Origin of the sequence: Dactylosporangium sp. NPDC049525, from assembly GCF_040676755.1 — a bacterium.
Lineage (GTDB): Bacteria > Actinomycetota > Actinomycetes > Mycobacteriales > Micromonosporaceae > Dactylosporangium.
The window spans coordinates 205,432-217,305 of record NZ_JBFAPO010000010.1; the positions used below are offsets into that span (position 1 = coordinate 205,432).

Genomic DNA, 11,874 nt, shown 5'->3' on the forward strand with positions numbered 1-11,874 from the left:
GGCCTCACCGAGGTCATGCAGAAGTCCGTCGACCTTGCTGACCGTCGGCGTTCATGCGTCGTCGATCGGGATCTTGACCAGGAGTGCTGTGCCGTGTCCGACGGGGCTCAGGACCTCCATGTGGCCGCCGAGGGCCTCGATGTGATCCTGCAGGCCGATCAGCCCGGACTGCTCGCCGGGGCAGGCTCCGCCGACACCGTCGTCCTGGATCGAGAGCCGGAAGACCGCGTCCTCCGCCTCGGCGTTGACGTGCACCACCGTTGCGTGGGCATGCTTGGCGGCGTTGGCGAGTGCTTCGGACACGACGTAGTACGCGGCCACCTCGGCGATTTCGGGCAGCCGCCGGTGGATGTGCAGTTGGAGTTCCACCGGGATCTCGCTGCGGCGGGCGAGCGACTTGATCGAGGGGCCGAGCCCGCCCTTGGACATGATCGCCGGGTGGATTCCCCGCGAGACCTCCTGCACGCACGCGAACACGCCGTTCAGGCGCCGCGTCGTCTGTGACAGCTGCTCTTTGTACCTGTTCAGCTCGGACGGCATTGACGCCTCGAGCATGCCCAGGTCGAGGCCGACCGAGACGAGACCTTGCAGTGCGCCATCGTGCAGTTCTCGTTCGAGCTGTCGCCGGACGTGGTCGGCGGCGGTGACGATGCGGGCGCGGGAGGCGGTGAGCTGCGCGCGGCTCCCGGCGTTGGCGATCGCGGTCGCGATCAGGTCGGCGTAGTCGGCCAGGCGCGCTTCGGTGGCGGGCGGGATGGGCTCGGCCGTCAACGACACCACGGCGAGGACGCCCCAGAGACGGCCCTGAACCATGACGGGAGTGCCCACCGCTGAGCGCATCCCCAGCCCGCGCACGGTCGCTGCGGCCGGGCCCGTGGCATCGTCGTGGCTGTTGATCCGGGCCGGACGCCTGGTGCGCAACACCACGCCGACGAGATGGTCCACTTCGAGCGGCACGGACATCGGGTCATTCGGCTCGCCGGGACCCGCGAAGCGGGTGACCGTGCGGTCCGGCTCGTAGCGCATCAGCGCTGTGCGGACCGGCCCGAGGGTCCGGCAGAGTTCCGCCGTTACCGCGTCGAACACGTCGGTCGGTGCGGCGCCACGTGCGACCAGCGTGGCTACCCGCCGCCACGCGGCGTGCTCCTCCATGAGCACGGCAAACCTCTGGCGGCAGGCGGTGGTGATCGCCTCACGGTCACATGCGGCGCACAGCAGGGACTCCAGCAACGGCACCACCCGTTGCCGCAGCCGCTCGCGGGTCTGTTCGGGCAGGTCGGCCGGGACCAGCAGGGTGCCCAGGCGCGTCGCACCGGCACACAGCGGGAACGCGGTCCGCCGCCCGTCCTCGGCAACCGCATCGAGTTCGACTGCCGCGGACCGCAGCTCGAGCACGTGCGCGAGGTGCTGTGCGGTCGGGTCGAGCGCCGTGCGCAGGTCGTGTGCGCACAGCATGCGTTTGGCCAGTTCGGCGGTGAGGTCGGCGTCCTGGCGGTAGTGCGACGCCTCGGTGGCTCGAGCGCGGACCCCGTCGGCAAGGTGGCTGATCACCAGCCCGATGGCGATGAACACCACGACGGTCGGCAGGTCCCGGCGCGCGGTGAAGTCGAACGCCCAGAAGGGCGGGACGTGGAAGTAGTTCAAGGCGATGGCGCTGGCCACCGCTGTCGCGACACCGAGCCCGGCCCCCCACGCCATCGAGACGACCAGGATGCCGCACAGGTAGAGCACGGCCGGGGCGCCCGTTGAAGCGTCTCCCCTGAGGGGGAACAGCACGATGGTCTCCGCCGCGATGAACGCCACGGCGGCCACCAGTCCGAGCCAGATCGGCGGCGGCTTCGGCCTCAGCGGCAACGGAACTCGGTTTACGTGCACCGGCTACCGTCCTTCACCTTGCGTCGGCACGCGATGCCTGCGCGCAAAGCACGGGTTGCTCTCGGCGAGCGGGCCGTCCGGCTATACCGGTGTGCCCGTCGCCTCCGAGCCTACCGACCTGCACCGCCGCGGCGTCGTGCCCGCCGGCGTCATAAGGCGTGTCAGCGCTGCGCCGGCCGCCGTGGCCAGTGACTGGAGTCGGGCCAGGTCCTCATCGGCGACCTGGTGCGGCTGGATCCAGTAGACGCCGATCGCCCCGAGCGGATCGTCGACGCGCATCGGGACGATGACGAGGCTCTTCACGAACGTCGGCCGGTACGCCTCCTGCGGGACCCGCTCGTCGACCCGGATGTCCGGCACGATGGCCGGCTGACGATGGAGGATCGCCCACCCGCTGATGCACTGCTGCACAGGAAACCGCTGGCCCTTCCACAGCGGGCTCACGGCGTCCTCGTCGGCGTAGAAACAATCTCCGTCCTCCAGCAGCACCACGGTGGACCCGTGCGCGTTCACCAAACGCCTGGCGGTGCCACGGATGATGTGTTGACTCTGCTCCAGGTCCTGCACCAGGGCCAGGTCGTCTACTGCGGTGGACAGCAGCTCGAATGCACCCCTCATTGAAATCCGTCCCATCGCGATGTGCACATGCATTGGGTGCACCGGGTGTCCGGGGCTGGGCCGCCTCGAGGTCCATTGAAGTCCCATTGATACGGCCAGGTTGTCCCGCCCCTCGCGAGATGTTTTCATCCTTTCCGGATGATCGTCGCCGGGTCCTCCGCTGCGGGTGAGGCGGCGGTGCGCGGGAACTCCACGCGCACGCTGGTTCCCGCCCCTCGGGAGCTGTTGAGCGCGAGCCGGCCGCCGAGTGCCTCGACGCGGTCCTTGAGGCCGACCAGGCCGGTGCCGCGGGCGAAATCGGCACCGCCGACGCCGTCGTCGCGGACCGCGACGCGCAGGACGGCGTCGGCGGTGTCGGCTTCGACGGTGATCGTGGCGGCCGAGGCGTGCGCGTGCTTGGCCACGTTGGTCAGCGCCTCGGCGACGACGTAGTACGCGCTGACCTCGACCTGCTCGGGCAGTCGCCCCACCGGGTGCATGTCGAGGTCGACCGGGATCGGTGAGCGGCGGGCGAGCGTGCGCAGCGCCGGGCCGAGGCCGCCCTCGGTCAGGATCGCCGGGTGGATGCCGCGGGCGATCTCGCGGAGTTCGTCCAGCGTGCCGGTCGCCTCGGCGACGGCGCGGTCCAGCTCTGCCCGGGACGCGTCGAGCTCGGGCGGCAGTGCCTCCTGTGCCGCGCGCAGTTGCAGCGCCAGGGCGACCAGCCGTTGCTGGGCGCCGTCGTGCAGGTCGCGTTCGATGCGGCGGCGCGTCTGGTCGGCGGTGGCGATGATCCGCGCCCGGGAGGTGGTGAGCTCGGCCCGGCTTTCCGTGTTGGCGATGGCGGTCGCGACGAGCTCGGTGAAGTCGGCCAGCCGTTGCTCGGTGTCCTCAGGGAGCCGTTCGCGCCGCGACCCGACGCCCATGGCGCCCCAGACCCGGCCCTCGACCTCGATCGGGCTGGCGACCATCGAACGGAGTCCGACGTGGCTGACCTCGAGCAGGATCGACGATACCGGCTCGTCCACATCGCGGCGAGCCGCGCGGCCGGTGGCCCGGACCGATGCCATGGACAAGCCGGGTTCGGGTTTGCCGCGGGTCCCCAGTTGGGTGGGCTCGAACCCGTAGCCTCCCATCAGCGTCGCGTCGCCGTCCGGCTCGAACCGTACGATCGCCGTGCCGTCCGCGCCGAAGAGCGCGCCGAGCTCGTCGGCCACCGTGGCGAACACGAGATCCGGCCCCGCGCCGCGGGCGACCAGTGTCGCCACTCGCCGCAGTGCCGCCTGCTCGTCGGCGATCCGGCGGAAATCGGCGTACAGCTGAGCGTTGTCGAGGGAGACGGCGAGTTGGCCGGCGATGAGCTGGACCGCTTCGAGCCGTCCGGTGGTGAAGGCGCCGCGGATGAGTCGATTCTCGAGCAGCAGCACCGCCTGCAGTGCGCCGCGGCTGAGGATGGGCACGGCCAGCAGTGAGCAGCACGTGACGTTGGTGAAGTACGGGTCGCGGGCGAAGCGGTCGTCGCGGGTGGCGTCGCCCACGACCAGCGGCTCACGTGTCCGCTGGGCGTATCGCACCACGGACATCGGCACCTCGTCTTCGTGGCTGGTGCCGCTGACCGGGACGATGTCGCCGCCCGGCGCGGGCAGCAGCCAGTCCTGCCGGTCGTCGCTCCACAACAACAGAAACACGTCGGTGGCGCCGGTCATCGCACCGAGCACGTCGGCTACCCGCGAGTGCAGCCGTTCGATGCTGGTCTCCGAACTCAGCGCTTGCGACGCGGACAGGATGCCGAGCAGATCGAGCGTCCCGGTGGTGACGGCGGCCCGCTGATGGAGCGCGTCACCGGGCTGGGCGGCGCTCTGCCTGGCAGTGACGCTCTGCCCGGCAGCCAGGTCGGGTTGCGGTCGCAGGGTTGGGTACGCCCGGTCGAGTTGGTCGACTTTCGCGGTCGCGCCCCAGACGAGGTACTCCCGGCGGGCTTCGGCAAGCAGGTTGTAGCCGGCGTGTTCGAAGCCGTGGGCGAGGTGGAAACGGGCCGCACGTTCGGTGATCAGGGCCCGATGCCAGGGACGCTGCCGCTGGGCGACCGCGCGTAAGGCGGCGTCGAAGCCGAGGGCGGCATTTCGCAGGTCGCCGATCGCCCAGGCCCGTTCGGCCTCGACCAGTCGCAGCAGGTGCAGGAAGTTCATCGGCGCGTCCGCGGTGCGAGCGGCCAGCCATTGCGTCACGTCGTCCAGTTCGGACAGCAGAGCGTCGCGCTCGCCGTTGCGGCTGTCACGGATCTGCCGGGTGAGGGCGAGCCCGCGCAGCAGGTAGGCCGCGTCGGTCGGATATGGGCCCACGGTGCTCAGCAGCAACGACATCGCCGCCGCGGTGTGCCGGGTCAGGCCGGCCGGATCGTCGAAGATGGCGGCCGCCGTCGCGTGGGTCAGATGCGCCGGGAGCGGCGTGGGCGTGTCGATGGGATACGCATCGCCCGCGGTGTCGAGGCTTTCGCCGCGCAGGACCCGGACCAGCCACCGGTAGCTGTCCAGCAGCCGGCCGGTCTGTTCGTTGCCGGTACGCCGGACGAACGCCAGCCCGGCGTCGACCTCGGCGACCAAGGCGTCGAGCGTCGGCGCGCAGTCCACCAGGCCGGACACGGTCTGGTAGTAGGTGTAGCCGGCGTTGGCCAGGTCACCACCGGCGATCAGCCCCTCCCTGGCGTACTGACATGCTCGGACACCGTCTTCGGCCGGTTCGAACCAATGGCTGTGACCGGCAAGCAGGCAGCGCGCCTGCGAGGTGCCGGGTTCGTAGCCGCGGGCCTCGCCCTGGGCCACCAGCCGCCGACCCGCGCGGTACGCCGCAGAGAAGTCCCCGCGCAGCACCGCGGCGGTGCAGGCGACGCTGGCGGGCCCGATCAGGGTGGGGTCCGGGCCGTGCTCGACCCAGATCCGCAGCGCATCCAGGCCGAGCCAGCTGTGCGTGGCGTAGTCGGCGGCGAAGTAGGCCGCGGCGATGACCGCATTGAGCAGATGCGCCGTGGCCAGGAGCGCGGGGTCGGTGATTTCCGGCCGGGTCAGGTCGTCGCTGCTGTCGGGGCGATCCAGCCAGCAGTGCAGGTAGGCGAACTGACAGTCGAGTGCGGCGGGGAGCCGGTCGGCCGTCGGGACGGTGACGCCGAGCGCACGCAGCGACTCGACGCCCAGCCTGGTCGCCTCGGCGAAACGACTCCGGTGGGTGAGGCTGCTCACCTGCACACCGGTCGCGTCCGCCCGGTCGATGACGCTGTCGCACAGCCGCTCGATCGTCCGGTACTCCTCGTCCGCGTCGTCCAGGCGCCCCAGCCCGTACAGCGCTGCGTGGCGGGCGGTATGCACCTCGACGAGCGTGGTGGTCTCATCCGGGCCGATCAACCGCAGGGCGGCCGTCAGCACCGCGTCCACCAGCGCGTGGTCACCGGTCAACGCTGCCTGGCCGGCGGCGCGTCGCAGCAGCCCCACGACCCGGTGCCGTTCCTGCGGGTCGTCGACCGCGTCGATCACCGGCAGGTACTGCTCCGCCGCGGCCGCGAACAGCTCCGGCACCCCGGCCAGCCGCCGCGCGACGGACAGCTGCAAGGTGCGGCGCCGCTGCGGGCCCATCGCGCGCAGGACCACCGCGCGGGTCTGGTCGTGCCGAAACCGCACCGCCCTGTGCGCCCCGGCCTCCACGACGAGCAAGCCCTCGTCGAGCGCGGGTTCCAGCCACTGTTCCACCGTGTCCGTGCCGGTCGCGGTCTGCAGCAGGCTCAGCTGGGCTCGCCCGCCGAGACACGCCATTGTCTCCACCAGCTGCCGAGACCCCGCCGGCATGGCCTCGAAGCCCGCCTGCAGCAGGCCCGCCACATCGGAGCGGCGCAGGCGGCGGCGCACCACCGCCTGGTCCCAGCGCCACCCGTCCGCCGTCACGGTCATGACGCCGTCGCGGCGCAGTGCGTTGAGCAGCTCCACCGTCTCGTGAGGGTTTCCGGAGGTGTACGGGCCGATGGTCTGGGCCAGGCCCGCCGCCCGGGCCGGATCCACGTGCAGCATCTCGGCGACCATGGTGACGAGATCAGGGCCGGGCAGGTTGACCAGCCGCAGGTGCCGCACCCCGGGCTGATCGCGCCATCGGGACAGTGGTGTCGCCAGCGGGTGCGCCGCGTCGACGTCGTCTTCGCGGTACGCACCGACGAGCAACAGGCCGTCGACCGGCTCCTCGCTCAGCAGGAGGTCGATGAAGCCCAATGTCGTGCGCCCGGCCCACTGCAGGTCGTCGACGAACACCACGACCGGCCGAGCTCGTGACGCCACCGCACACAGGACCTGCGCGGCCGCGCGCTGCATCCGTACCTGTGCGGTCAGCGGATCCCCGGCATCGGGCGGCACCCCGAGCAGCGCCGCGAACTCCGGCAGCACCGCGGTCAGTAACCCCGCGTTCGACCCGAGCGCCGCCAGCATCGAGCCGCGGACCTTGGCCAGCTCGTCCTCCGGCTCGGCCAGCAGCAGCCGACCCAGCGCGCGAAACGCCTGGTGCGATGCGTTGAACTCCAGGTCCCGCCGGTACTGGTCGAACTTGCCCGCCACGAACCAGCCGTCCCGGCCCGTCACCACCGGCCGCAGCTCGTCGACCAGGGCGGTCTTGCCCACCCCGGGTGCCCCGCCGACCAGCACCCCACGGCACCGGCCCGTCATCGCGTCCTCGAACGCCGCCCGCAGCACCGCCATCTCGTCGTCGCGGCCGACCAGCCGCGACGGCGGTAACAGCCGCAGCGGGACATCACACTCACCGACCCGCAGCGCGGCCGCCGCATGCGGATCGGTGTCGCGTACCCGCTGCAGGTCGTGGACCACGCCGTCGGCCGTCTGGTACCGGTTGTCCGGCTCCTTCTCCAGCAGATGCATGACGATCTCGGACAACGGTCCGGGCACGGCCGGGTTCACCTGCGCCGGCGGCACCGGCACCCGAGCCAAATGATCATGGGTGAGCCGCAACGGGTCGCCGAAGCCGAACGGCGGGTTGCCCGTTGCCAGCTCGTACAGCGTCGCGCCCAGCGCGTACAGGTCTGCACGCTGATCCACCGACCGTGCGGTACGCCCGGTCTGCTCCGGCGCCAGGTACGCCAATGTGCCGACGATCTCGGTGTGGTGCGTGAACTCGGGACGAAGCTCAGCCAGCGACGACGCCAGCGCGAAATCCACCAGGGACGGCGCGCCGTCGCGGGAGATCACGATGTTCGCCGGCGTGATGTCCCGGTGCATGACCCCACGCCGGTGCATCCCCGCCACCGCCTGCGCCAACCGCACCGCGAACCCGATCAGATCACCGACAGCCGGCGGCCTCACCAGCCCCGCCAGGCTCGTGCCACCGGCGTCCGCCATCATGATCGACCCGGGGTGTCGCGGCGCCTCCACCAATTGCGCGACGCCCGCAACGCCGCGCAGTCGTGCCAACATCGCCGACTCGTGCTGCACCCGCCGTGGCGCGTCCGGTCCCAGCGGTTCCTTGCGGATGACCGTGCGCCCAGCGACAAACAGCCGAGTGACGCGGGTGTGTTCGGTCTCGTGCACTGTTTCGGCCCGAACGGGCGGATCCCGGCCCGACGGCACTCCTCCCGTTCCCATCCGACACCTCCCCACGCACACCTCACGCCGTGATCACCCGGTTTGTGCGCAGGTGACCATTCAAATGTTAGGACGGAGGCGACGATCCACGAGTGGATGCGGCGTAGGGCTCGCCCAGGGTGGGGAGGTCGCGCTTCGGTCCGAACGCCGAGACGTACATTGTCGGCGGCGCAGCCGGACGGGTGGAGACGTGCTGTTGCTGCCGCTACGCCATGGTGCCGCCGGCCAAGGCGCACAGTGCCGTGAGCCGGACCGTCACACCGTCCGCGTCGACCCAGCCCGCCAGGTCGTGCTGCGGCGCCTGCCATCCGCGGTCGGTCGCCCCGTCCAGGAGTCCGTCGGCGTAGCTGGCCAACGCTGCGAGCGTCGGCCGGCGGCCCTGGACGCCGAGCAGGTCCCGCACCTCGGCCGCGTGCTGGTCGACCTGCGCCGACAGGCCGGGAATCACGGCTGCCGCCGCGAGGCCGGCGGCGCCGATCCGGCGGTGGAGGCGATCGAGCAGCATCTGCACGGTCGCGTGGTCGGCGCCCAGGTTCGAGGCGGGGATGCTCATGAAGTACGACCATAGAGAGGCCGTACCGGGACGAAAAAGCCGCAACCGCTCCTTTGCCGGCATCATGACTGTTCGGCTACCGACCGACTGGCCGACCGGGCAGGTCCGGGACGGTCCGCCGTCCCCGGCAACCGCGGCAACCGCGGCAACCCCGGCAACCCGGCAGGCCTGCGGACTGCCGGGTTGCCGCTTACGCGAGCGCCGTGGTGAGCACCCGCGCTACAGGGCCGTGCTACAGGGCCGTCGGGGGCCGTTAACCGGTCTGCGGTGGCGTGGCCCGCGTCTGGTCGTCCGTCGCGGACGGTGGCGACGGCGGGCGGGTGGCACGCTGGCCGGCGGGCTGGTCGCGGTAGGCCGAAGAGGTTTGCTGGCCGGCGGCGACCGGCGTGGTGGCGGGCTGCGGCTTTTCTGCCATCAGCCGCTCGGCGTCGCTCTGGCCGGCCGTGTACGCCTTCGGGAGTTCGGAGCGGCTGCCCGACTCGGTCTCCACCCGGTCCAGCCACCTGTCCCAGCGCGTCTGCATCGGCCTCACCAGCCCGCCGCCGACGCCGACGATCAAGATGCCGGCCACGGTTGCGAGGACCGCGATCAGCACCGGGGTCGTGACAGTGGTCGCCACCCCGATCTGGTTGAGCGCGGCGATGACGCCGATACCGAGGATGAACACGGAGGCGATGTTCGCCACGGCGCGGCCGTAGGACAGTCCCCCCAACGCGTTGGACACGATGTCTCTGACCGCGGAGGCGATCGCCGCGGCGACCACGACGATCAGGATCGCGACGAAGAGCCGCGGCAGCCAGGCGATGACGGCCGTGATGAGCGTGGAAACCGCATTCGGGCCCCAGACGTCGAACGCTATCCGCAGGGTGATCAGCAGCACCGCGTAGAAGACAAGTTGTCCGACGATGCCGGAGGCGTCGTAGCGGGAGCGCGCGAGGGCTGTCTTGAGACCGCCGCGTTCCACCAGCCGGTCGAAGCCGACGCGCTCCAGCCCCTTGTCGACCGCCGTGCGTAGCAGGCGAGCCACCAGGTACCCGACGATCAGGATGACGATGAACCCGATCGCCCGAGGAAGGAAGGCGGCAGCGGTTCGGAGCATGTTGCTGAGCGGGTTGCTGATGTCCACGCTCCACATGGCGAGGTATTCGGACATCATGACTCCTCGTTGATGGCCGATGACTGGACTAATGCGTATACCCGATCAATCACCCGAAAAACCACAAATCGCCACTCAGTCGGTCATCCGGAGCGCCTGCACCGCGCCCGGGGCTGGATCGTGAGAAGAATGGCGGCAAGATGCTGGAGGAGTGGTGATGCGGCGATTCGAGGGCAAGGTCGCGCTCGTAACGGCGGCGGCACAGGGCATCGGGCAGGCCGTCGTACGGCGGGTCGCCGCCGAGGGCGGTGCCGTAGTCGTCACGGACCTGCGGGAGGACGGGGCCGCAGCGCTGGCCGAGGAGATCGGCGCGGAGCACGCGCTCGGGGTCAAGGTCGATGTCACCTCACGCGCCGACGTCGACGCCGCGGTCGCCGCGGCGGTCGGGCGGTTCGGCCGGCTCGATCTGGTGGTGAACAACGCGGGCGGCTGCATCGTCACCTCGATGCCCGAGGACACCTCAGCCGAGGACTGGCACCGCCAGCTCGACCTCACCCTCGTCGGCGCCGCCCGTTGCATTCAGGCGGCAATCCCGCACCTGGTGCGGACTCGCGGCAACGTGGTCACGATCAGCTCGGTCAACGGCATCGCGGCCTTCGGCAACGTGGAGTACGCCGCGGCGAAAGCCGGCCAGATCGCGATGTCGCAGAACTATGCCGCCCGGTACGGTCCGCTCGGCGTGCGCTTCAACGTGGTCGCCCCCGGCACCGTCCGGACCCCGAATTGGGACTCCCAGCCGGACGCACTGGCGAACCTCAAGCTGATGTATCCGCTCGGCCGCGTCGGCGAGCCGGAGGACATCGCCGCAGCGGTCGCGTTCCTCGGCTCCGACGACGCCGCATGGATCACCGGACACACCCTGCCCGTGGAGGGTGGTGTGCTGACCGGCCCCAACCCGATCGACCTGAGCCCGCCTGACACGCTCCACAAAAGGCTTCAATAACCGAGATGAGGTCGCGGCTGGTCGGATTGTCGCCGACCCGTTCCTCATCGTTTGCTATGAGGCCAGGTGTGACTGTTCTGGCGGGCGGGTCTGTGTCCATTCGGCGATTCGTGCCGGCGGTGGGATCCAGGTGGGGTCGTTGCTGGTCCGGGGGGCGAGTAGAGCCTCGACAGCGGTGGCCATGGCGGTGGCGAAGCCGGCGGACTCCGCCGCGCGGTCGATGAGCGACTGGGACAGGCGGGCTGCGGTGAGTGCCAGCCGGCGATCGGTGGACAGGTGCAGGATCTGCCGCATCGCGTTGATGGCGCGCTGGTCGGTGGTGCCGGGCCGGATCTCGTTCGCCAGCATCGACATGACGAGGTCGGGCCAGCGTTCGTGCAGCACGGTGTACTCGGCCGGGACCAGGACCTCGGACTCGAACTGGCGTTGCCGTAGCTGGTCGATGAGGTCGGGGCTGACCGGGGCGACGGCGAGTGTGACGATCAGGGCGCGGTCCTCGATGGCGGGGATGCCGCAGGTCCGTAGTGTCGCCAGGATGCCGAGGAACCGTTCGGGCAGTCCGCGGCCGGCCCAGCTCACCCGGCTGTACAGGCAGGCCAGCGCGGTCTCCGGATACTGCGGCGACGCTTGCGGCGCGACCCACCCGGCGATCGCCTCGAACATCGGCTCGATGTCATCTGCGGCGTATCGGCGGAGGACCAGGGTCCGGTAACCGGGTGGTCCGTCGGCCAGCGCCCGGCAGACTTCGGTGCAGTCGGCGGGGCGCCGGTTGAGCAGCAGGGCGAGGCCGACTTCGGCGACGGTCACCTCGCCCAGCCGGCGCTCGTCGTCGAGCCAGGCGGCGACGCGCGGCAGCAGTTCGGGGTGGCGGTTGAGCAGTCCGCTGAGGTCAGTGCGGAACTGGCTGGACCCTGGCCTGATGTTCAGCGCGAAGTGCGGTTTGTCCCAGTCCTTCTGTCGCCAGCCGTACGAGTCGTCGTCCGCGGCCAGCACGCGGGCGCGTTCGAGCTGGTCCTCGAGTTGGCTCATGACGTCATCGGTTTGATCCATGGGTATCAACCTGGCCAGTCTCGCCAGCGGGCGCAATCGACGACCCGGCGGAGTCGGCGACCGGAAGCACGGT

The 11,874-nt window shown here is 70.7% G+C and carries 7 protein-coding genes; 1 reads left to right on the forward strand and 6 read right to left on the reverse strand.

Annotated elements, in window-relative coordinates:
* Positions 1–51 precede the first annotated feature (51 nt).
* The 5 genes from AB0K00_RS18015 to AB0K00_RS18035 all read right to left on the reverse strand — a co-directional run bounded on the left by AB0K00_RS18015 (position 52) and on the right by AB0K00_RS18035 (position 9,805).
* The gene (locus AB0K00_RS18015) at positions 52–1,854 is read right to left on the reverse strand and encodes a DUF4118 domain-containing protein (protein WP_363522079.1); all 1,803 of its coding nucleotides are present in this window, start codon (positions 1,852–1,854) and stop codon (positions 52–54) included.
* A 102-nt stretch (positions 1,855–1,956) separates the two neighbouring features.
* A complete protein-coding gene (locus AB0K00_RS18020) occupies positions 1,957–2,526 on the reverse strand; it encodes a GAF domain-containing protein (protein WP_363522081.1) in 570 nt (189 codons plus the stop codon).
* Positions 2,527–2,618: 92 nt separating this feature from the next.
* Positions 2,619–8,099: an AAA family ATPase gene (locus tag AB0K00_RS18025; RefSeq protein ID WP_363522083.1), complete on the reverse strand. Its 5,481-nt coding sequence runs from the start codon at positions 8,097–8,099 to the stop codon at positions 2,619–2,621.
* A 205-nt stretch (positions 8,100–8,304) separates the two neighbouring features.
* Positions 8,305–8,652, reverse strand: a complete 348-nt coding sequence (locus tag AB0K00_RS18030; protein WP_363522085.1) for a DUF6401 family natural product biosynthesis protein — start codon at positions 8,650–8,652, stop codon at positions 8,305–8,307.
* A gap of 253 nt (positions 8,653–8,905) precedes the next feature.
* A complete protein-coding gene (locus AB0K00_RS18035) occupies positions 8,906–9,805 on the reverse strand; it encodes a hypothetical protein (protein ID WP_363522150.1) in 900 nt (299 codons plus the stop codon).
* Between the two features lie 160 nt (positions 9,806–9,965).
* On the opposite strand from AB0K00_RS18035, the gene AB0K00_RS18040 reads away from it, so the two are divergent.
* Positions 9,966–10,751 carry an SDR family NAD(P)-dependent oxidoreductase gene (locus AB0K00_RS18040; protein WP_363522087.1) on the forward strand — a complete coding sequence of 262 codons (786 nt, stop codon included), beginning with the start codon at positions 9,966–9,968 and terminating at the stop codon, positions 10,749–10,751.
* A 54-nt stretch (positions 10,752–10,805) separates the two neighbouring features.
* Here the strand turns inward: AB0K00_RS18040 and AB0K00_RS18045 are convergent, their stop codons facing one another.
* Positions 10,806–11,780 carry a hypothetical protein gene (locus tag AB0K00_RS18045; protein WP_363522089.1) on the reverse strand — a complete coding sequence of 325 codons (975 nt, stop codon included), beginning with the start codon at positions 11,778–11,780 and terminating at the stop codon, positions 10,806–10,808.
* Between the last annotated feature and the right edge of the window lie 94 nt (positions 11,781–11,874).

Excerpts from the sequence above, each read along its gene's own strand:
- AB0K00_RS18020 (WP_363522081.1), bottom strand. The coding sequence starts at position 2,526 with ATGCATGTGCACATCGCGATGGGACGGATTTCAATGAGGGGTGCATTC.
- AB0K00_RS18025 (WP_363522083.1), bottom strand. The coding sequence starts at position 8,099 with ATGGGAACGGGAGGAGTGCCGTCGGGCCGGGATCCGCCCGTTCGGGCC.
- AB0K00_RS18030 (WP_363522085.1), bottom strand. The coding sequence starts at position 8,652 with ATGAGCATCCCCGCCTCGAACCTGGGCGCCGACCACGCGACCGTGCAG.
- AB0K00_RS18035 (WP_363522150.1), bottom strand. The coding sequence starts at position 9,805 with ATGTCCGAATACCTCGCCATGTGGAGCGTGGACATCAGCAACCCGCTC.
- AB0K00_RS18040 (WP_363522087.1), top strand. The coding sequence starts at position 9,966 with ATGCGGCGATTCGAGGGCAAGGTCGCGCTCGTAACGGCGGCGGCACAG.
- AB0K00_RS18045 (WP_363522089.1), bottom strand. The coding sequence starts at position 11,780 with ATGAGCCAACTCGAGGACCAGCTCGAACGCGCCCGCGTGCTGGCCGCG.